General features: G+C 37.6%; 17 protein-coding genes. 7 read left to right on the forward strand and 10 right to left on the reverse strand.

Annotated elements, in window-relative coordinates; all coding sequences use genetic code 11:
• The first annotated feature begins 120 nt into the window (after window positions 1-120).
• Window positions 121-1,314: an ATP-binding protein gene (locus tag PLE33_01490; protein HPS59921.1), complete on the forward strand. Its 1,194-nt coding sequence runs from the start codon at window positions 121-123 to the stop codon at window positions 1,312-1,314.
• Window positions 1,307-1,828: a sigma-70 family RNA polymerase sigma factor gene (locus tag PLE33_01495; GenBank protein HPS59922.1), complete on the forward strand. Its 522-nt coding sequence runs from the start codon at window positions 1,307-1,309 to the stop codon at window positions 1,826-1,828. The genes PLE33_01490 and PLE33_01495 overlap by 8 nt, the downstream gene beginning before the upstream one ends.
• 750 nt (window positions 1,829-2,578) lie before the next feature.
• Here the strand turns inward: PLE33_01495 and phoU are convergent.
• The 6 genes from phoU to PLE33_01525 all read right to left on the reverse strand — a co-directional run bounded on the left by phoU (window position 2,579) and on the right by PLE33_01525 (window position 7,841).
• Entirely contained in the window at window positions 2,579-3,238 is a 660-nt protein-coding gene (phoU, locus tag PLE33_01500; GenBank protein HPS59923.1) for a phosphate signaling complex protein PhoU, read from the reverse strand.
• A gap of 20 nt (window positions 3,239-3,258) precedes the next feature.
• Entirely contained in the window at window positions 3,259-4,017 is a 759-nt protein-coding gene (gene pstB / locus PLE33_01505; GenBank protein HPS59924.1) for a phosphate ABC transporter ATP-binding protein PstB, read from the reverse strand.
• Window positions 4,011-4,865, reverse strand: a complete 855-nt coding sequence (gene pstA, locus PLE33_01510; GenBank protein ID HPS59925.1) for a phosphate ABC transporter permease PstA — start codon at window positions 4,863-4,865, stop codon at window positions 4,011-4,013. Before pstA ends, pstB begins: the two co-directional genes overlap by 7 nt.
• Complete coding sequence (gene pstC, locus PLE33_01515) at window positions 4,862-5,731, reverse strand: phosphate ABC transporter permease subunit PstC (protein HPS59926.1); 870 nt, start codon at window positions 5,729-5,731, stop codon at window positions 4,862-4,864. Before pstC ends, pstA begins: the two co-directional genes overlap by 4 nt.
• Window positions 5,732-5,797: 66 nt before the next feature.
• Window positions 5,798-6,616 carry a phosphate ABC transporter substrate-binding protein gene (locus PLE33_01520; protein HPS59927.1) on the reverse strand — a complete coding sequence of 273 codons (819 nt, stop codon included), beginning with the start codon at window positions 6,614-6,616 and terminating at the stop codon, window positions 5,798-5,800.
• Window positions 6,617-6,632: 16 nt separating this feature from the next.
• Window positions 6,633-7,841, reverse strand: coding sequence for a hypothetical protein (locus tag PLE33_01525; protein ID HPS59928.1), 1,209 nt, complete (start codon window positions 7,839-7,841; stop codon window positions 6,633-6,635).
• A 432-nt stretch (window positions 7,842-8,273) separates the two neighbouring features.
• Between PLE33_01525 and PLE33_01530 the strand changes: the two genes are divergently transcribed.
• The 4 genes from PLE33_01530 to PLE33_01545 all read left to right on the forward strand — a co-directional run bounded on the left by PLE33_01530 (window position 8,274) and on the right by PLE33_01545 (window position 11,115).
• Window positions 8,274-8,873 carry a LemA family protein gene (locus PLE33_01530; protein HPS59929.1) on the forward strand — a complete coding sequence of 200 codons (600 nt, stop codon included), beginning with the start codon at window positions 8,274-8,276 and terminating at the stop codon, window positions 8,871-8,873.
• 256 nt (window positions 8,874-9,129) lie between these two features.
• Window positions 9,130-9,966, forward strand: coding sequence for a mechanosensitive ion channel family protein (locus PLE33_01535; GenBank protein ID HPS59930.1), 837 nt, complete (start codon window positions 9,130-9,132; stop codon window positions 9,964-9,966).
• Window positions 9,967-9,997: 31 nt separating this feature from the next.
• Window positions 9,998-10,702, forward strand: a complete 705-nt coding sequence (locus PLE33_01540; protein HPS59931.1) for an HAD family hydrolase — start codon at window positions 9,998-10,000, stop codon at window positions 10,700-10,702.
• Complete coding sequence (locus PLE33_01545) at window positions 10,699-11,115, forward strand: secondary thiamine-phosphate synthase enzyme YjbQ (protein ID HPS59932.1); 417 nt, start codon at window positions 10,699-10,701, stop codon at window positions 11,113-11,115. Before PLE33_01540 ends, PLE33_01545 begins: the two co-directional genes overlap by 4 nt.
• Window positions 11,116-11,295: 180 nt before the next feature.
• Here PLE33_01545 and PLE33_01550 read toward each other — a convergent pair whose 3' ends face one another.
• The gene (locus tag PLE33_01550) at window positions 11,296-11,919 is read right to left on the reverse strand and encodes a hypothetical protein (GenBank protein ID HPS59933.1); all 624 of its coding nucleotides are present in this window, start codon (window positions 11,917-11,919) and stop codon (window positions 11,296-11,298) included.
• 363 nt (window positions 11,920-12,282) lie between these two features.
• On the opposite strand from PLE33_01550, the gene wecB reads away from it, so the two are divergent.
• On the forward strand, window positions 12,283-13,335 hold the full coding sequence (gene wecB / locus PLE33_01555) for a UDP-N-acetylglucosamine 2-epimerase (non-hydrolyzing) (GenBank protein HPS59934.1): 1,053 nt from the start codon (window positions 12,283-12,285) through the stop codon (window positions 13,333-13,335).
• Window positions 13,336-13,393: 58 nt separating this feature from the next.
• Here the strand turns inward: wecB and PLE33_01560 are convergent, their stop codons facing one another.
• From PLE33_01560 to ispH, 3 genes are read right to left on the reverse strand one after another with little or no spacing between them, the layout of a single operon-like run.
• Window positions 13,394-16,792 carry a C25 family cysteine peptidase gene (locus PLE33_01560; GenBank protein ID HPS59935.1) on the reverse strand — a complete coding sequence of 1,133 codons (3,399 nt, stop codon included), beginning with the start codon at window positions 16,790-16,792 and terminating at the stop codon, window positions 13,394-13,396.
• A 39-nt stretch (window positions 16,793-16,831) separates the two neighbouring features.
• Window positions 16,832-19,342, reverse strand: a complete 2,511-nt coding sequence (locus PLE33_01565) for a 30S ribosomal protein S1 (protein ID HPS59936.1) — start codon at window positions 19,340-19,342, stop codon at window positions 16,832-16,834.
• Window positions 19,336-20,946 (reverse strand): 4-hydroxy-3-methylbut-2-enyl diphosphate reductase, encoded by a 1,611-nt coding sequence (gene ispH / locus PLE33_01570; protein HPS59937.1) that lies wholly within the window; start codon window positions 20,944-20,946, stop codon window positions 19,336-19,338. The genes PLE33_01565 and ispH overlap by 7 nt, the downstream gene beginning before the upstream one ends.
• Window positions 20,947-21,109: the final 163 nt, after the last annotated feature.

The raw sequence follows: 21,109 nt of genomic DNA on the forward strand, positions 1-21,109 counted from the left end.
TCGCTTTTTTTCTCCTTTGTTATATTGATAGGATTGATGCTGATATTGCTGTTAATTCATATCCCAATTTGGCTTTTATTAATAATATCTCTCCTTTTCGCCGCATTACTTACGCTGATTATGATTCGCATCCTGCATCAGCAATTTAAGCAAATATCGCAAACCGCAGAGCAAATTGCGACGGGAAACCACTCTTTACGCATTCCCGCATTGAAGACAAAAGAATTTTGTGCTTTGAGCAAAGACCTGAATTCTATGCTGGATATATTGGACAAAACAATTTACCATTTAGCTATCCACCGTGAAGAATTGCGTTTAGTGCTTAGTTCCATTGATGATGTTTTGTGGTCTCAAAGTTCAGAAGGCAAACTGGAATGGGCAAATGAGCCCTTTCAAGAACTTTTTGGTAATATTGGAAAAAAGGATAGTGTATTCTATACTGAAGTAATCAGAGACCCCTATTTGCTATCTATTATCAAGGATTGCGGAAGTGGCAAAGACAAGCTGATGAAAGAAGTGGTTATGGATGGTCATAATTATTTGCTTTCCGGTTCGCATAATGACCAGGCAAAACGCTGTATTTTCATTCTTCAAAATATTGATGAAATTAAGCAAGCAGAGCAGATGAAGAAGGATTTTATTGTTAATCTGGCTCACGAACTGAGAACCCCCTTAACTGCTATCAGCGGTTTCGCGGAAGCTATGGAAGATAGTATTAATGATACAAACGCAAGATACTTAAAAATAATCCAAAATCACACTCAGCGCCTAATTCATCTAATTAGCGATTTGGAACAGCTGATTCGCCTGGAAAGAACCGATGCCATTGAACTTCAAGTAATTAACTTAGCCACCTTTTTTGCTAATATTGCCTTTATCCTCAGCCCGATGGTAGAAGAAAAGGGACTTTATCTCAAAATAGAACTGGATGATAATTTACCCCGCCTTGTTTGTGATCCCTTTAAATTGGAACAGGTATTCATCAATTTAGTCCAAAATTCTTTGCGTTACACTACTACAGGAGGAATTACAATCCGCTGTAAATTAGCTGATAAAGAAGCAAATTTTGAGGTCTCGGACACCGGTATGGGCATTGATAATATTCATTTACCGCGTATCTTTGAACGATTCTATGTAGCAGATCCTGCCAGAAATAAAACCCAAAGCGGAACTGGACTGGGTTTAGCAATTGTAAAACACATCGTTCAATTACATAAAGGCAGAATAACTGTCCAAAGTGAACCCGGAAAAGGCACTATTTTTAGTATCTTATTACCTTTAACACAACCCAACCAACTGGATAATAATGATTGACCTAACTCCCGATGAACTAATTGAACGCTATGACAATTTTGCCTACAGCATCGCTAAACTATATCGGAATAAAGGATTGGATTGGGAAGACCTGAAACAGGAATCGCTTTTGGGTTTGCTGAAAGCAGGTAAACATTTCCTTCCGGAAAAAGATGTTCAATTTACCACTTACGCCACTTATTGGATAAAAAAACAAATAATAGAAGCACTAAAAAAAACTTCCTCCCCAATAGAAGAGGACTTTAATGAGAATATTACAAAAGCGAATGGCACATCGGAAGCTGCAAATCTTAGCACAAAAGAAAGTCCGTTTGCTCCACCGGATAGGGAAGAAAGTAATCTAAGCATAAAATTTACGCAGGATCTGCCACCTTTGGAAAAATCCATTTTGGAATTGTCATTCAACGAAAAAAAGACCCTTAAAGAAATTGCCCAAATTTTAAATATCAGTGTGGAACGCGTTAATCAGCACAAGAAAAAAGCCCTCCGCCGCCTAAAAAAACATTACTCTTAAAGGTAATAAGATTATTGCATATAAAACTGAGGACAATGCCCTTTAATTATTTTATAAAAATTCAGGAGACGCGCTATAACTTTTGCAGTGCTACATTCTTCAAATTTAACAATCACTTTCCTAATAAAATTCCCATATTTTTGTCTAATGTCTTCCTTGCTTGAAGCCATTAATCTATCGTTTAACATACCTTAATCAAGCGTTAATTATTAACGCTTGATTAAGGTTAGATTAACACTTGATTGACGCTTTGAAGTAAGGGCGAAAAGCGGAGTTTGCATCCAATATGCAATTTGTATTAAAGTAGCAAATAGTTTAGGATAGATAAACATATTAGGATAAGGCATAATATCAACCTAAAATTATACAGTTCAGGGAAAATAAGTTAAAAAAATCCTTTCTTAGCAAATAAACTGAAGATTACTAACGGACTTAATCTAACTTATGCAGTTACAAACCGGAATTGCTTACAAAATTGTGCTTACGGCTAATATTCAGAAGTTTGGATAGTATAAGTTTCTACTGCATAAAAATTAAAAAAAATCATAACATAACTAAATGATGAAATGTTAATATTGAAACCCTCTATTAGAATAAAACAGTTGAGAAAATTACCGGGCAACTTCTGATTTTTCAGTAATTAAGGAAGTGTTAAATTCTTATTTTATCACCAAGATAAGTCATTTTTCTTTGTTTAGTCAGCAAATCGGAATATGGCAACCCAATTTTGACAGCTTGGCTTAACTGTAATTATTCAGATTTTTTGTCTATGTTATGCTTAATAACCTTTCCTTGCGCGAGAAAAATAGTATTTTCTGCTATATTGGTAGAGAGGTCGCCAATTCTTTCCAGATTTTTAGCTATGCGCAAAATATGGAGATAGAGGTCTATTGGTAATGGATTTTCCCTGATTAGTTTTACCAGATGCTTGTAAATATTACGATTATACTCATCAACGATATTATCGGCATCGCAAACCTGGCGTGAAAGTTCATAGTCCTCTCTGGTAAAAGCATAAAGAGCATCTTTCAGCATTTTTAATGCTGCTTCTTTCATAGAAAAGAGTTCCGGAATTGAATTTAAGACAGGATTTCCTGTAAGTTGAGCAGCGCTTTCGGCAATATTAACTGCCTGATCGCCCAGGCGTTCCAAATCGTTATTTATTCTATAAATCATCAGAATTTGACGCAGGTCTTTTGCTTCCGGTTGATTTAACGCAATCAATGTAAAGCATTTCTCGTCCAATTCAATTTCAATTTGATTTACTCTTGTTTCAAAAGTATTTACTTCTTCTTTGAAAGCGGTTCCAAAATTAGCAAGTCCATCCATAGCCAAAAGAATCATTTTTTCCACCAATCCCGCTTCTGCCATCAGCAATTGTTTCAGCTCCGAGATTCTTTCTATAAGCATATTTTCTCCTTTTTGGGTATTTACCCGAAAATACCTGTTAAATAGGATTCGGTTCTTTTATCTTGCGGCACAGTAAAAACTTTTTCCGTGGGTCCGAATTCCACTAATTCTCCCAAATACATAAAGGCAGTATAATTGGAAATTCTACCCGCTTGAGCAATATTATGAGTTACAATTAAAATGCAAACACTTTTTTGCAATTCCAAACACAGTTCTTCAATTTTAGAGGTTGACTGAGGGTCTAAAGCGGAAGTCGGTTCATCCAGTAAAAGGACTTCAGGTCTATTTGCCAAAGCTCTGGCAATACATAAACGCTGTTGCTGCCCTCCGGAAAGAGCCATAGCCGGACTATGCAAACGGTCTTTAACTTCATCCCAAAGCCAGGCAGCTTTCAATGCCTGTTCAACTCTCTCATTTATTTCGTCTTTATTGTATTTACCTTGAATCTGTAATCCATAGGCAACATTTTTGTAAATGCTTTTAGGAAAGGGATTGGGCTTTTGAAAAACCATTCCAATTCTGGAGCGAATTTCCGTTACATCCATCTTAGAAGTATAGATATCATCATCTAAGAGCTTTACTTTTCCTTCAATATGGGTTTCCGGGATAAGATCATTCATCCGGTTAAAACAGCGCAGCAAAGTAGATTTCCCGCAGCCGGAAGGTCCTATCACAGCAGTAATATTTTTGTCTGATACATTAAGGTTAACATATTTAAGCACATAGTTCCTGCCAAACCATAAGTTTAAATTTTCAGTTGATAGAATGTTATTTACCATTTTCTTTTTCTCCTGATGGATGAACGAATAATTACTGCCGCAGCGCTAACACCTAAAACCAGCAATAATAAAACAACTGCTGTCCCGTAAGCAATAGGCACTTGTGTTTCCGGACGGGTTCCTTCCGTCATTAAAGCATAAATATGATAAGGTAATGCCATAACTTCATCTTTTAAGCCCTCAGGTAAACGCCGCGTATAAAAAGTAGCTGCAGTAAACATAATAGGAGCTGTTTCTCCTGCTACTCTGCCAATACAAACGATAATTCCGGTTAAAATATTGGGCAATGCTGTAGGTATAACAATTTTGGTGATAGTTTGTCTTTTCGTGGCTCCCAAAGCTAAAGATGCTTCATAAAAATCAAAAGGAACACTTTTAATGGCTTCAATACAGGAATTGATAAATAAAGGCAATGCCAGAATGGCTAAAGTTAAAGCTCCGGAAATTAGCGAAACATTCATTGCCAGAAGGTTTACGAAAACAGCCATTCCGAAAAGACCAAAAATAATGGAAGGAGTTCCAGCCAAAGTATCAATAGCTATCTGAACCACTTTCAACAGCCACTTTGGTTTACCATAATTAGTTAAAAATATAGCTGTTAAAATCCCCAAAGGAATTACAATGCAAATGGAAATTACCGTAAGCCAAAAAGTTCCTGCTAATGCAGGAAAAATACCTCCTTCCTGCATACAGTTTCGGGGAGCTGTAAATAAAAATTCCCAACTTAAAACCTTGCCACCTAAAGAAAATATCCTAACTAAAAAGATACATAAAGCCAAAATAGTAATCACTACCAATATACTAAGAAAACCATTTCCGCAAAAATTCAAGACCTTTCTGTTCTTCATTGCTTATCCCTTTTAGCGATAAAAAGTTCAGTAATCAGGTTAATTACAAAAGTGATTACAAAAAGCAATATCGCCAAAGCATAGAGTGCTTGATAATGTAAACTACCCATAACCGTCTCCCCCATTTCAGCTGCAATTGTAGAAGTTAAAGGTCTTACTGAAGCAAAAATGCTTTTAGGTATTTGAGCACTGCCTCCAGCTACCATTAAAACCACCATCGTTTCTCCAATGGCTCTACCCAAACCAAGCAAAATGCTGCCAACTATCCCTCTTTGCGCTGCGGGAATAATAACCCGAAAAATACATTCCATTTTCGTGGAACCCAAAGCTAAAGCCGCTTCCCTAATGGATTTGGGAACATTTGTAAGAGCATCTTCACTCATACTGGCAATTATAGGAACAATCATCAGCCCTAAAATAACGGAAGCAGTAAATATATTCAGTCCCGTATCTAAATTCAGCCAATTTCTGATTAGAGGCGCTATTGCAGACATTCCAAAAAGCCCGTAAACTACAGAAGGTATTCCTGCTAAAAGTTCAATTACGGGCTTAACTATTTCCTTTAACCGATTTCCCGCTATTTCAGAGATAAAAATGGCAGAGCCCAAACCCAAGGGGATTCCTATTATCAAAGCTCCGATGGTAACACAAAAAGAACCGATAATAAAAGTCCAGGCGCCAAATTCCGGTTCTGCATTCGTCGGATACCAACCACTGCCAAAAATGAATTCGGTTAAAGAGACCTGCTTAAATAACGGTAACCCTTCTCTGAATAAGCCATAGATTAAAGCAAAAAGAACTACAATAGTAAATAACGCTGCAGTGTAGGTAATGGTTGTAAATGCCTTTTCTTTATATTTACTCATCTCTTATTCCTTGCTAACAACAGGTGAGGGAAAATAGCTACCCTCACCTCTTGTTCTCTTAATCAATTACTTGATGTTGATAAATCCTTGTTCTTGAACTATTTGCTGTCCTTTTTCACTTTGAATGAACCCAAGGTAATTTGCTACATCCCCTTTTGCTTTGCCGTTAGTGTACATATAGAGTTTTCGTGAAAGCATATAACTGCCATTCTTTACTGTTGCTTCTGAAGGGATGATTTTATTTATGCTAATCAGTTTCACACTCTCATTCACATATCCCAAACCCACATAACCGATAGCCCCGGGAGTATTACTAACTGAACTTAAAACGGCATTATTGGAGGCAAGCAATTGAGCACTGCCTTCTACTTTTGCACCTGCCAGAACTTTTTCATTAAAGACCTCATAAGTTCCGGAAGAAACATCGCGGGAAATAACTACAATCGGTAAATTGGGACCGCCTAAAACCTTCCAATTCTTGATTTTACCGGTGTAAATGTCTTTTATCTGCTGAATGCTGATATCCTTAAGGGGATTGCTCTGATGAACTATAATGCTGATAGCGTCATTGGCAATAGTGTAAGCAACGGGATTTATTCCCTTTGCTTTAGCTGCCGAAATTTCTTTGGATTTTAAGGGACGGCTGGAATTACAGATATCGGTAGTTCCATTTTGTAAGGCAGCAACTCCTACTCCTGAACCTCCTCCCCGCACAGAAATATTGATATCCGGATGAGAATTCATAAATGCTTCAGCCGTCGCTTGAGCAATTGGAAGAACTGTTGTAGAACCGGTGCAGGTTATTTGATTACCCTTTGTCGCATTTAAACTAAATGTGGCAAGTAACATTATTATTAAGGTGACCAGATAGTTATTTGTCTTCATTTTTATCTCCTTTTCTTTATAGCGTATTAGCAAATTTCCATTTAAGCTGCAAATTGATTTGCGATGAGTCCTTTTTCCCGTCTGCATAATCACTATGAGATTTATCTTCGTCATACTTCTTATCGGTATAGTTCAGCTGTAACTGCATAGCAGGAATGTCTGTTTCATCGGGAAGAAAATTATAATTTATACCGATTGTGGAAGCAGTAAGTTTACTTCTGGCTTTATCCGTTTCCAGACGGTCTGATTCATCCCAAACATCATAATAACCAACTAATTGAAGGTCATAAGGCAAATATGCTTTCAAATTTAGGCAAGGAAATATGGAAATTCCTGTTGCTGTATATGTTTGTGTTTTGTTAATATCATTTACATTGGGAAAATCAACATCTTTGATAATATATTCTCCCGTCAAATCTACGGGACCATAAGCCAGACGAGTGTAAATATCAGTTAATTTCTGTTTTTCATAAGCAGTATTAACTGTTTCTCCATCAAGATTTTTATCGCGTCCTACTGTATTAAGCATATATGAACCACCAACTGTTACACCGGTAATTGGAGTTAGGCGTAAATTGCCCAAATAGGCAAAATCGGTATTTTCCTTTAGATTTGCGCCCACTTTCTTATAACCCTCTCCATTATAAATTCCTAACTGATATTCTCCATAACCGGAAGGGAAAAAACCATTCAAGGTTATGCCTAAATCGGAAGAATTTACTACTTTATGTTCGTCAGTCGGCGCTTTACCAATTAAAGTATAACTCCAGTCATAAATACTACCGAAATAAACTTTTTGCATTCCTGCGGTTAAGGTCATATCTTTAACAGGAAGAAGGCCGCCAAAATCTACATAAGCATATTTAATTTTAAGCCCGGCTCCATCAATGCTTCCACTTTTCGCAGAAGAAGTAAGGGTGCTGTCACTTAAAGAATATGCCTGATATTCGTAGGTCTTATCAGTAGTAAAAATATCAACCGTAAAACGCCCTTTAATCTGTTCCGTAAATTTTGTTTCCAAACCCAGATAACCTCTTTCCAAGGAAAGATAGTTACTAACTAATTGGTCATCGTAATTTCCGTTGCTATCCTTTCTTTTAGCAATTTCCGCAATCCAACGACCCCAAAATTCTCCGCTTAATTTGGTTTCTAAGCTGTTTAGTCCTAACGGGATAAGCAATAATCCCAAACAAACAATGCTCAGGCAAAAATGGGATTTTTTCATTTTGTTCTCCTTTTTTCTTTTTTTCGGCTTTCGCCTCTAATTTAATTATACTCTTCTTTAGTTAAGATTTTATAAGCTGAAAGTTAAGTTTTCTTTACATTGAGGTCTAAAGTTTAAATTCATTTACTCCCGCAAATCTATGTTATGCAAGATAACTAACTGCGATTATATAACTTGTAACAAGCTAAGTGCAATTATCTTTTCTGTATTATAGCCGCCATCTATAATGCATATTCTATGCGAAGACCTACTGCAAACCGATTTTGCCCTTAGATTAATTATTCCTTTCGGTTCTGAATTCTCACTTTTACTTTTTCCCTAATGATGCCGTTATGCTTTGTGTTTTAAATGCTTCCGGGAGGAGAGAAAAAAATTACTGGACAAAATAAACCATTCCTTAAAAAAGGAACTAAAATAAAATTTGGAGATAAAATGAAGAAAGGACTGATTGTCTTACTCGCAATTATCCTGGTGATTATAATTTGCGCCGGATGGTTTATCGGACGCTATAATACCATTCAAAAAGAGAAAGTGAATGTAGAAAGTGCTTGGGCACAAGTGCAAAATGTATATCAAACTCGTTATGATCTTATTCCTAATTTGGTAGAAACGGTTCAGGGAGCTGCAAATTTTGAAAAATCCACTTTAACCCAAGTAACTGAAGCTCGTGCAAAAGCCGGTGGAAGTTTAAATCTGCCTCCTGAAGCATTAACCAATCCCCAGGCATTTCAGGCATTTCAGCAAAGTCAGGCAGGATTAAGTGATGCCCTTTCGCGTTTGATGGTTGTGGTGGAACGCTATCCGGAATTGAAAGCCAATCAAAATTTTCTTACCTTTCAAGCCCAGCTGGAAGGTATTGAAAACAGAATCAGAACTGAAAGAATGCGCTATAATGAGGAAGCCAAGAAATTCAATCAGCTGATTGTTACTTTCCCGAATAATCTCATTGCCGGTATCATCAGCGTAAAGCCATTCCAGTTTTTCCAGGCAGAAGAAGGCGCTGCAAAAGCTCCTAAGGTTCAGTTTGAATAATTAACCGTAAGCTGCAGAAGGTAATCTGCTAAAACTAATCTTCAACGGTTTATTAGTCCTGAATTTTTACAGGTATATAGATTAGGTGGTTATTTAATTATAGATGGAAGTAATTAGCCGATTATCCTATTCAGGAAACTTGAACCCAAAAGAGTTAACTAAAGATATGTGTTTCAGAGAAAAATTATATTTGGATAAATCATAAAAATGATTATCTTGTTTAGAGACACCGATTATATTAAGAGAAGGAAGAAAAATGCTCTTGACTATTAGCTTGGAAAAGCTGACGGGAGATTTCATAACACCGGAAAAGATAAGCTTGATAATTCGGGTTATTCTTATTCTGGTGATAGGAATTCCTCTTATTCGTTTGATAAGGTCTATAGCCAAACGGATAGTAAAAGACCGTTTATCGCCTCAAAGTGAACAGTTGGTTGTCCGTTCGGTCTATTATGTAGCTATCTTAATTCTACTGATCACTTTGCTAAACGAATTCGGCTTTCGTTTATCTGCAATTTTAGGTGCAGCTGGAATTTTTGGCGTAGCTATCGGTTTTGCTTCCCAAACCAGTTTTTCCAATATAATCAGCGGTATTTTTCTCATTTCTGAAAAGCCATTTCAGATAGGAGATGTGGTTCAGGTAAGTTCCAATATTGGAACAATTGAATCCATAGACCTGCTATCCATCAAGCTTAAAACGCCCGACAACCGTTACATTAGAGTTCCCAATGAAACAATGATTAAGACGGAAGTTATCAATATTACCCGCTATCCGATTAGACGACTGGATATTTATGTATCGGTAAGCTATAATGATAATCTGGAAAAAGTGAAAACTGTCTTTATGGATATCATTGCCAATGAGCCCCTGGCATTGAAAGAACCAGCTCCACTTTTCTCTATTGAGAAGTTTGACGAATCGGGCATCAAAATTCTATATGGGGTCTGGGTAAACAAAGAGGATTATTTAGCTTTGAAGAACTCTTTGATGATTAATCTCAAGGATAAATTTGAACACGAACATATCACTATTCCCTACCCGCACATTTTTATTGCGAATGCCGGGGAACTGAAAAGTGAAAACCAATGTTAAACGAACAAAATAAAAGAAAAGGAAGTGTAAAATGACTGCTAAACCTCAAATTAAAGCCATCATCTTTGATCTTGATGGCACATTGATTGACAGCATAGTTGATATCGCAGGTGCGATGAATGCTGCCTTAAAAAGCTTTGGCTATCCTGAACATCCTGTAGAGGAATATAAATCCTTTATCGGCGATGGCCAAACGGAACTGGTAAAAAGGGCTTTACCGGAAGATAAAAGAACTCCCGAAATCATTGATAAGGTCGCTAAAAAATATTGGGATAACTATGATCTGCAATGGTATCTGAATACCAATATTTTCCCCGGTGTTCTCTATTTAATTCAACTGGCAGTAGCCCGCAAAATGAAACTGGCAATCCTCTCCAACAAACCGCATTATTTTACGAAAAAAATGATTCGCCATTTCTTCCGGGGTGCAATGATTCGCCATACTAAAAACCCCTTTGGCGTTTATAGCGGTGAAGAAGCTGATAAACCCAAAAAACCGGATCCAACCGTTGCTTTAGAACTTGCCAAACGCTTAATTGTAAAGCCCCAATATGTTGCCTTGGTTGGAGATAGCCCTGTGGATATTAAAACCGCAAAAAACGCTGGAATGATTGCAATTGGCGCTGCTTGGGGATATGGCAATAAAAAAGACCTTCAGGATGCCGGAGCAGATTTGATTTTTGATAGCCCGACCGAGATGACCACCTATTTTGATTCTCAGCCCCTTTGTCCATGAAAAGTTATCGTCGGGAACTGCATTTCACAACATCTAAACGCAGGGACTTTATAAACATCACTCCCCAAGTGAGAAATGTTTTGCGGGAAAGCGGAATAAAAGATGGCTTGTGCCTGGTAAATTCTATGCACATAACATCTTCCGTGTTTATTAATGATGATGAAAAAGGCCTCCATAGCGATTTTGAGACCTGGTTGGAAAAACTGGCTCCCGAAAAACCTTATTCGCAATATCGCCATAACGGTTTTGAAGATAATGCTGATGCTCATTTGAAAAGACAAATTATGGGTAGAGAGGTTGTTGTTGCAGTAACCAACGGTGAATTGGATTTCGGAACCTGGGAACAGATATTCTATGGTGAATTTGACGGTATGCGTGATAAACGCGTTTTGGTGAAAATTATCGGCGAATAAAAAAAAGCCGACTAAGTGTTTACAAGATACGGTAAACATAAGGATTACAAATAATTAGAAGAAGCCCGAAAGTAACTTTCGGGCTTCCTCATTTATGATATGTTCTTTTTTTACTGTTATTTTATCTTTGGCTTCCTGCTTTCGCAGGATAACAAAAGGATTTTCTCTCTGAAAATGCTATTATTTAAAAAAGTAGTAAATTCCTGCTTGAGGAATATACATTCTAATTTCACTATCCTCGTCAATCGTGAGAGGCAATTCCACCGTACAATGAAAATTCTGCCCCATATCAAAATCAAAACCTAAACCGAAACCAACATAATAGGTATATTCACTATCCCATTTTTTTCTTTCCGGTTGGTCTTGTATAATTGTATAATGATCTCCCTTTACCATTTGATAATCAATTTCATATTGCCTGATAAAAGAACTGAGCAATGAGCCACCGGCAACAATATAGAACCTGCCTACCTGATTTGTATCTAAAGTCCGCACATAATTGATTGCTGAATTTATCTTTGTTTTTCGTCCATTTTCAGTAATAGTGATAGTAGAAGCACCATTATAATTGCCATAAACAGAGTTATCAATTTCTTTAGAGCCGGAAGTTAATCCCCCTAAAGTAACTTGTAAGCCACCCTTATCATAATATTTACGATAACTGAAGCCATTTCCGGAGATAGTTCCGAAATGAAAACCCAAACCTGTATTTCTGCTTTCTTCCTTAGGTTTGCTGTTCTGTGTTTGCCCTTGGCTTAAACAGGCAACGAATAACAACATTGCAATCACTAATAACTTCTTCACTTTTATTGCTCCTTCTATTTGTAGTTTCTTTCTGTATTATAACATTATAGCTTGCAAATTTTATTCCTTTATCCTACCTAAACAAGTATAAATCCACTTAGTTTTAGCAACTTATTAACAAGTTAAGCAGTTTTCTTTTTCGGCAAAGGATTATTTTACTTTATTGTTCATTGCACTTAACGGTATTAGCTGTGCTAAGGCAAAGTCCTTTCCTGCTTGACAGTAATAACCTTTGAATTATTAAGGCACTGAAGAAGATTAGTGTTTACAGATAACCTGTTATTCCAGAAGCAGGAATCTATACTGATTACTTCATTTCAGACCTAAAGCTATAATAGCTAAGCATAGATAAGGATATTTAAAATGAAAATAGCGCAAATTGTGGGAGCCAGACCTCAGTTTATAAAATTGGCTCCTCTATCCCGGGAAGTTAGAAAACGCCATCAGGAAATAATTATTCACAGCGGACAGCATTATGACCAGCAAATGAATGAGGTCTTTTTCCAGGATTTGGAGATTCCTGCTCCGGATTATAATCTGAATGTCGGTTCAGGCAGTCAAGGCATCCAAACCGCCAATATATTAAGTGCTTTAGAGCCAGTTTTAAGGAAAGAAAAACCGGAGCTTGCTATTGTTTATGGTGATACCAATACAACTCTGGCAGGAGCTTTGGCAGCTGCTAAACTGGGAATAAAAACTGCTCATATAGAAGCAGGATTACGCAGTTTCAATAAAAGTATGCCCGAAGAAATAAATAGAATCGTAGCTGATCATCTAAGCGATATTTTATTAGCTCCTACAGAAACAGCTTTACAAAATGCCGATAAAGAAGGTCTGAAAAAAAAAACATTTCTGGTAGGAGATATTATGGTGGATTCCCTTTCCTTCGGAATCAGGAAAGCAAAAGCAGAATCCAATATCTTATCATATTTGCAGCTGGAGGATAAAAACTACTGTCTGCTAACTCTGCACAGACCTTATAATGTTGATGATCCTGATAATTTATATTATATTCTTGCAGGATTGGATTCGTTGCAACGCTTAATAATTTTCCCTGTGCACCCCCGCACTTTGAATATTCTAAACAATATGCAGCATAACCAATTTAAAAACATCCGCTTTATTGAACCGCAGGCATATCTTGATTTTTTACTTTTAATGCAACGCTCACAAATGATTTTTACCGATTCAGGGGGAATTCAGAAAGAAGCATATATTTTAGCAAAGCCCTGCGTAACTCTTCGTCCCGAAACAGAATGGCTGGAAACAGTGCAAACCGGATGGAATCTTCTGCTACCTGTAAATTCCGGGCATTTTCCTTTGGCAATAAATGATTTTAAGCCACCGGAAACTCATCCCGCTCTCTTCGGAGACAATGTAGCGGAAAAAATAATGCAGTTGCTGGAAAATAAATAGAAATTGCCCTCACTGTTTTTCCAAACATTCGGTTAAGACAATTCTGAGACAAACGATTTTATCTTACAACGCGCTGAGCTATAATCTTAAAGAACTTCTTCTCCGCAATTAAAGAGGTCTCCCAATAAGTTTCAGAAGTTGAACCAACAGGCAGAAAAGAACCTTGAGGTGTGTCCGCAGCATAAATAACATAGTTATTGGCGTAAGGAACAACATTCCAGGATATTCTAACATCTGAACCTTGAATTTGTAATTGCACTTGCGGTTCACTGAGAGAAGGAACATAAGCTCCAACAAGCATAAAAGGGTCTTGCGAGGCACAAAGAGGTAAGGTTACATTGCGATTGCTAACATCCGTTGCCGATATCCAATAAAAAAGAGTGTCTCCAATAACTGGAGCCGTCAGGTTAGTTAACCAATTTCCGTTGCTTTGTAAGCTCAGGGAGCTGTTTTGCCAAATTCCGTTTTTTCCTGTTTTCCAGGAAATGTATGTTCCACTTTGGTTCAGAGCATTAGTATGGGCGATATTCACATTAAAAGTAAGAGTTTGTAAAACCGAAGAAGGAACTGGAGGAAGGTGCTTAACGGAAATCATCTGATTGTCAAAAATAGTATTAACTCTGCAGTGAATGGCATCGGTGGATTCAAAATCGCTGTATGAATAACCTGTTACAGTATAACCAGGCATTGCATTTTGATAAGCAAGAAGAGCTGCAGCATCGCTGGCTGCACCCATTTGAGGGACATAAATATGTTTATTAAAAATAAAGGAATTCGTATAGGGCTCATCATTAGGAGTGGAAACTCTGTAAATTTTATAGGGAGTGCCATAGCTGGAAAGTTTTGTTTGCCATTGAGCTACAACTGCTTCAATAGCACTATATTGAGAATGGTTTGTCGGCACACTGCGAATAATAACTTTATCTACATCCAATAGTTTTGCCCAGCAGTCAATATGATTTATATAATTATTATTGGGATCAGGATACAATTGATAATCAGAAACTCCCAGATAGTTACTAAACATTGTATTTATAGCATCTTGACTGAGAGAAGCATTTTCTGTTAAAACCAGATTAGTACTTATTGCCTTTCCCTGTCCATCGGTCATTATATTACCACCGGTATGAGTAATATTCATCTTATACAAAGTTACACCCAGAAAATTAGCTACCGCTGTAGGAACAAGATCATCATTGGGTCGCTGACGATTATAGGTAAAATCTATCAGTTGAAGATTATTATCTCCGTCCATAATTGTCCAGGGACCGTAATCTCTAATCCAATAAGAATCATTATTCGTAATTATATAACGCACATTAGCCATATTAATGCCATTAGTAGAAAATGCTGAATTGCAAGTTGCCTGTGAGGAACTGGATACAACCACATACAAAAGACCATTATTAGATAAATCAGCTATCATTGTATAAGGCAAACCTACAGGATAACGAATTATTGAACCTTTGGCAGGTTCCCATTCTGCTACAAAACGAGGTTGGGATGGTGTAGCAGTATTTATTTGGGACAATGTTCCTGTATAAGTTACTCTATTAAAAGCTGTAACCGTTAATGTATAAGCCATTTCTCCAGTTGGGGGATTTGTAATATTTACCGTTGCTATGCCATTGCTGTTGGTAAATGCTTTGCCGTAAATAGTATTATTATAAGTTAATGCTACCAAAGCACCTGCCACTCCTGTAGAGACAGAAACACTATTTGTTCCAATTCCTATAGTAGAAGGATAGCTAACTGCCATAGCTATTGGTGTCTTAGAACGAATTTGCAAAGAGGCGTCTCCGAAAATATGCCATGTCCTGAACATATTTACCCCATCAGAACTATAAACATCCATCATTTTGCAAGAACCGTTATAATACAAACCACCTAAAGTAGTATGGGTTTCAGCAATTAGTAAGTCGGTAACTTCATCTTGAGCTCGCATAGGAGAAGCCCAGGATTGATTTATGGAACTGGCATAAATGCCAACAGCACCTCCATTGGCATTTCTCATCCATGCCTCTGCAAAACAGGTCTGGCTTACAAAATTACCGTTAACACAGGCAACATCCATTATGAAAGGAACTTTATTGCCATTAGTAAGGGCTAAAGCATTAGTATTGTTAAAATTAGTAGTTACCCAATAAGTATCAGCACCGTGACCTACATAATTGATAAAACCACGCCCGTTATTTACATTGGTAGTTACTGTGGAAGCTGAAGCACCCGGATCATAAATTTGATCAACACTGGTATAGCCATAATTTAGAAGATCAGTCCGAATCAGATTCGTATGAGTGATATCGCTTTCTTGATTATCACCCTGACCTCCACTTCCTTCAGCAGAGGCAATTCCCATTGCTTTGGAAAGCCAGGTAGCAGAGGTATTTAAATCTCTTTCATAGAGAATGGTCTTATTTACCTGAGCTGTAACTTCTGCAGCTGTTTGTGCTGAAAACCTGCCAATAAAGATATCCGGATAATTATCGCTACCGGCTACAAGAGAAAAACCGGGATCACTTCCTCCTCCAGAATAAGATAGAGTTGGAATTTGAGGAGCATCTCCTACAAGTTGCACAAAAGTAAGTGAATTATCTGCATTGTAGCGATTTTGAATATAGGTTTTAAGCTGATTGGCAGTTGTGCCGATAGTGCTGAATTCAACTAACTCTGTATCTATCCCTTTCTGCCTTTTCCAATTAATATAAGGAGCTATCTGAGAAAGAAAATTCGTATGGCAGATAACCAGTAATTTACCGTAGGAATCATCTACAGGAGTATAGCGATAGGAATTCCAGTTCAAAAACTGATTTTCATACAGAGAATAAAAACTGCGGGAAAGAGAGGCGCGCGAACGGTTTAAAGTGTTTACGGTATCAATGCCTTCAGGATAAATTCTCACTTTAAATGCTGTGTAAACTCTTAAAGTTCCCGTTACCGGATTGTAGGCAAAGGGATTAGTTAAAACAGTTATTCCCCGAAAATCTCTTAAAATATATGGTTCTGATAAATCCGCAATTGTTTGAGGATAGAATGAATTTTCACGATATATATCTTTAAAAATGTAAGGAACGGAAGTTGGCTCTATATTACGAGTTATCACTCCCTTGGAAGGAGCTACTTTAATTTGGAAGTCCTTATACTCAATGTCAAAGACCTCCATCGCCATCAATGCCTGTTCCGGAATGATGATACTTCGGTTAAAAACAGGGAGTTCGGGATAACCCTTTTCTTGAGTTATCCCTTCTTTAGGTAAAAGGATTTGAAACCAATCCTCACCTTCAATAAAAACCCTGTTTTTCTCAAATTCACCTATCTGGAATTGCAGGATAGTTTCATCTGCATTATCATTAACAATAGTAACGGAGTTTTTTCCGTTGCCGGTAGTTATCACTTCTGCACTCAAAACAACAGATATGAGTAACATAGAGATTAGCAAAGCTGCCAATTTCTTCATCCGGTATCCCTTTTTCTGCTAAAGTAATATTATTTTTACTTATTCTTTGGTTTTGTCTTCTTCTTCACTTTCAGGGGTTGTTTCTTCCGCTTCGGTTTGTATCTCTTCTGCTTGGGAAACCGTCTCTTTTGTTTCAGGGGTTGGTTCTTCAGTAACAGGCATTGTTACTTCTGTTTCTTCCGTTTCTTCTGCTGTCTCAACAGGAATTTCCAATGTTTCCGTTTGTTCCGGTGTTTCCTTGTCCAGCTTTTCTTCCTCTGTATTTTCCGGTTCAACGGTTTCTTCAGGCATCACAATTGTTTCTTCTGTTTCGGGAAGTTCTTCTTGCTGAATTTCTTCTGTCATAGGAGCTTCAGAGGCATCAGATACTGTTGTTTCAGGAATAATATTTTCGCTATTTTCCGGTTCTTGCTGTGGTTCAGGATTAATTTGCCTTTCTTCCGTTTCCATCTTTTCCGGTGCCGGAGTAAATTCTTCGTTAACTGTTATGGTGATTGTCTCGGTATCGGTTTCAGGTTTAGATTCCACAATTTCAGAAGTTATTTCCTGTTCTTCAGGAATAGCTGTTTTCTCCTGTTCTTTCTTAGCGTTTATTTTCTTTTCGCGAGGTTCTTTTTCCTGTCTTTTCTTTAATTGACGAGTAACTTTTTCCCGTATATATTGTTCATGCAGAGCGATATATTCTTCCTGCAGTTTAGGATCGCGAGAAAAGAAGAAAGCTTTAACGGAAAGGATTAAACGCCGGTTTTCCATATCCAGTTCTATCACTTTTAAGGGTAATTCTTCACCGTTATGAAAAGCATCTTCGCTATGTTCCAGCTTGGGAATCGCCAAATGAGATACAGGCACAAAACCTTCAACAATTTCATCATTTACAGGTATATCTACTAATATACCTTTGGGTATCAATTTACTTACTTTCCCTTTTACTTCAGTATTTACCGGTAGAAATTGATCCAATGTCTCCCAAGGATCCGGAACCAGCTGTTTTACCCCTAAGGCAACTCTATGCTGTGCTCTATCTATAACAAGAACAATTGCTTCCACTTCCTGATTTCTTTTAAACACTTCCCGCGGATGATAGATGCGTTTTGTCCAGCTCATATCAGAGATGTGAATCAAACCGTCTATTCCTTCTTCAATTTCTACAAAGGCACCAAAGTTAGTTAAGCTTTTTATTCTGCGTTTAAGAACAGTTCCAATCGGATAGCGGTCTTCAATCGTAAGCCAGGGATTGGGTTCCATCTGTTTCATACCTAAGGAGATGCGTTTATTTTCTTTATCTATATCCAGAACAATGGCATTGATGGTATCACCGATTTTCAGGAAATTATGAGCATCGGTAATCTTTTTCGTCCAGCTCATTTCGGAAATATGCACTAAACCTTCCACTCCGGGTTCCAATTCTACAAAAGCACCAAAGGGTTTTATATTTACAACTTTACCGGTTATTCTGCTGCCTTCCGGATACTTGATTTCTATATTTTCCCAGGGATGAGGAACCAATTGTTTCATCCCGAGGGAAATTCTATTGGATTCAGGATCAAAATTTATCACTTTCACTTTTACTTTATCGCCAATTTGGAGCATTTCAGAAGGATGATTTAGTTTCCCCCAACTCATATCCGTTAGATGCAAGAGACCGTCAATCCCACCTAAATCTATAAAAGCACCATATTGAGTAATATTTTTTACTTCTCCGTCCAATTCAGAATCTATCTGAATTTTTCTTAATAATTCCTGCCTTTTCTGTTCTGCTTCTTCTTCCAAAACCAAACGGCGGGATAGAATTATATTGCGATGTTCTTCATCAATAGTCACTACTTTGAATAATAATTCCTTCCCGATAAATTGATCCAGATTGGGAATTGGTTTTAAGGACATCTGCGAACCAGGTAAAAATGCCTCTATTCCTAAAATATCTACAATCATTCCACCTTTCACACGCCTCCGGATAATTCCGCTTAATGAACTTTTATCCGTATATGCCTTTTTGATGCGTTCAATATTAATCTGATAATCAGCTTTCTTTTTGGAAAGCAGCAATTTGCCTTCGCCATTTTCAATCTCATTGATAAACACCTTAATCACAGAATTCAATTCCGGAACTCCGGTGTAAGCAAATTCGGAAATTGGTATCACACCTTCAGATTTAAACCCGATGTCTATGCGAACATCTTTATCGGAAATGTCCACCACCGTGCCCTCAATAATTTCGCCTTTCTTAAAACTGGAAAACGATTCTTCATACATAGAAAGCATTGCTTCGTGTTCTTTCTCTTCCTGAGTAAGTTCCTTCACGGGCTTTGTAGTTTTTTCCTCCGGAGCTTGTTCTGCAGGTTCCTTTTGTTCCGAAACTTCCGTCTCGGACTTCTCACTTAACATTTCTTCGGGAATGGCAATTGAGGGCTCTTCTTCTTTGGTCTCATCCTCAATTGTAGATTTTGACATTTGGTCATCACCAACGCTCAAAACAGTTTCCACTTCGGGGTTCGTATTTTCCGTTTCTTTGCTTTCTGGCTGGACTGTGTTTTGATCATGTATTAACATGATTCCTCCTTAAACATAGGGATTTCTTCAATTGCACTTACAGTGTTAAAATCCCCGCTTTTTTTTAATAATACATTATAAACTTCAATTATCATCTCTTCCGGAGTAGATGCTCCGGCAGTTATACCAATTTTTTTATAGGACGAAATATCTATCTCCGCCAGCTGCTTTTCGTCCTCAATATGATAGGTAGGACAATACAAAGAACTTAGCTTTGCCAAGGCACGCGTATTGGAACTATTCAATCCCCCGATAACAAACATTACTTCACTGGCTTGAGACAGTTCTTCTGTAGCTTTTTGCCTTTGTGTTGTAGCTAAACAGATAGTATTAAAAACTCTTAGCTCATCAACCTTTGGGAGCAATTTACATACCAATTCCCTAAACTTTTCTATCCTTTGCGTGGTCTGCGCCATTATCGCCAAACGCTTTGGCTCTATTTCCGGAAGAGGTTCATCTTCATTGATGATATATAATTTAGTATTCCCAAAAGATATCATTCCTTTCACTTCCGGATGTTGTTTATCCCCCAAAATCAAAACCGGATAACCCTCGTCAGCCATTTTTTGCATTATTGTGTGGGTTCTATTTACATAAGGACAGGTAGCATCTATAATTTCGTTATTGTTTTCTTGCAGTTCTTTATATTCTTCTTGCGTTATTCCGTGCGAACGAATTATAACCGTGCTGTTTTTTATCTCGGAAGCGTTATAAACTGTGTGAATACCCTGTTTTTCCAGGTCTTTAATGATACCGGGATTATGAATCAATTCGCCTAAAGTATAAACCGGTTTATCGGATATTTTTGCGCTCTGCGCCAATTGAATTGCCCTTCGCACGCCAAAACAGAAACCGGAAAAAGGAGCTAAACGAATCTCTACTTTATTATCCTCGGGTTTACTATCTGCATTATCATTTCCTAACCTGTCAATAATTCCGCAGGTTATTTCATAAAGTTTTTGCACTTGTTCTTCAATAGTTAACTTGCTTGTATCTATTAAAATAGCATCTTCCGCAGGTTTTAAGGGAGCAAGAGCCCTGTTGGCATCTGCAGCATCGCGAGCTTGTAAATCCTGTAACACTGCCTTAAAATCAGTTGTTATGCCTTTTGCCAAGAGCTCTTTATACCTGCGTTCAGCTCTAATTTCCTCAGCTGCTATCAGATAAAATTTTGCTTCTGCTTGCGGAAAAACAAAAGTGCCTATATCTCTTCCTTCTAAAACAACTCCTCCCTCTTTACCAAGCTTGCGTTGCAAATCCACCATTTTATATCTAACACAGGGAATTGCAGAAATAGCGGAAGCGGCAGCAGATATATCAGGAGTGCGAATTTGTTGGCTAACATCTTCTTCATTTAGAAGAATAATGTTGCCTTCCGCTGCAGATATTATTTGTATTTTGATGCGTTCCATCATTGCTGCCAGAGCAAAATTATCCTTCATAGAAATGCCTTCCCTTTTTGCCTGTAATGCACAAGCCCGATACATTGCTCCTGTATCAATATACACATAGCCCAATTTTTTAGCCAGTTCTCTGGCTGTTGTGCTTTTTCCGGAAGCAGCAGGTCCATCTATAGCAACAATAATCTTTCGCTTTGGCAACATATTTCTCCTTATACCCCTTTTTGGGTAACCAGCAATACCGTCAACTATTTTTTTATCCCTCTTCCCTGAATTTGTATATTATCTTCTATTGAGGTATATAATTACCCCCTATTGTTATAAAATCATTGACAGTTTTCAGAGCACAAAAAATTGTGGCTCTCCC

The organism is Candidatus Cloacimonas sp. (assembly GCA_035403355.1).
Lineage (GTDB): Bacteria > Cloacimonadota > Cloacimonadia > Cloacimonadales > Cloacimonadaceae > Cloacimonas.

Coding starts and splice junctions, on each gene's coding strand:
- wecB (HPS59934.1), top strand. CDS start 12,283: ATGAAAATAGCGCAAATTGTGGGAGCCAGACCTCAGTTTATAAAATTG.
- PLE33_01525 (HPS59928.1), bottom strand. CDS start 7,841: ATGAAAAAATCCCATTTTTGCCTGAGCATTGTTTGTTTGGGATTATTG.
- ispH (HPS59937.1), bottom strand. CDS start 20,946: ATGTTGCCAAAGCGAAAGATTATTGTTGCTATAGATGGACCTGCTGCT.
- PLE33_01520 (HPS59927.1), bottom strand. CDS start 6,616: ATGAAGACAAATAACTATCTGGTCACCTTAATAATAATGTTACTTGCC.
- PLE33_01490 (HPS59921.1), top strand. CDS start 121: ATGATTCGCATCCTGCATCAGCAATTTAAGCAAATATCGCAAACCGCA.
- phoU (HPS59923.1), bottom strand. CDS start 3,238: ATGCTTATAGAAAGAATCTCGGAGCTGAAACAATTGCTGATGGCAGAA.
- PLE33_01560 (HPS59935.1), bottom strand. CDS start 16,792: ATGAAGAAATTGGCAGCTTTGCTAATCTCTATGTTACTCATATCTGTT.
- PLE33_01540 (HPS59931.1), top strand. CDS start 9,998: ATGACTGCTAAACCTCAAATTAAAGCCATCATCTTTGATCTTGATGGC.
- PLE33_01495 (HPS59922.1), top strand. CDS start 1,307: ATGATTGACCTAACTCCCGATGAACTAATTGAACGCTATGACAATTTT.
- PLE33_01535 (HPS59930.1), top strand. CDS start 9,130: ATGCTCTTGACTATTAGCTTGGAAAAGCTGACGGGAGATTTCATAACA.
- PLE33_01565 (HPS59936.1), bottom strand. CDS start 19,342: ATGTTAATACATGATCAAAACACAGTCCAGCCAGAAAGCAAAGAAACG.
- pstC (HPS59926.1), bottom strand. CDS start 5,731: ATGAGTAAATATAAAGAAAAGGCATTTACAACCATTACCTACACTGCA.
- PLE33_01545 (HPS59932.1), top strand. CDS start 10,699: ATGAAAAGTTATCGTCGGGAACTGCATTTCACAACATCTAAACGCAGG.
- PLE33_01530 (HPS59929.1), top strand. CDS start 8,274: ATGAAGAAAGGACTGATTGTCTTACTCGCAATTATCCTGGTGATTATA.
- pstA (HPS59925.1), bottom strand. CDS start 4,865: ATGAAGAACAGAAAGGTCTTGAATTTTTGCGGAAATGGTTTTCTTAGT.
- pstB (HPS59924.1), bottom strand. CDS start 4,017: ATGGTAAATAACATTCTATCAACTGAAAATTTAAACTTATGGTTTGGC.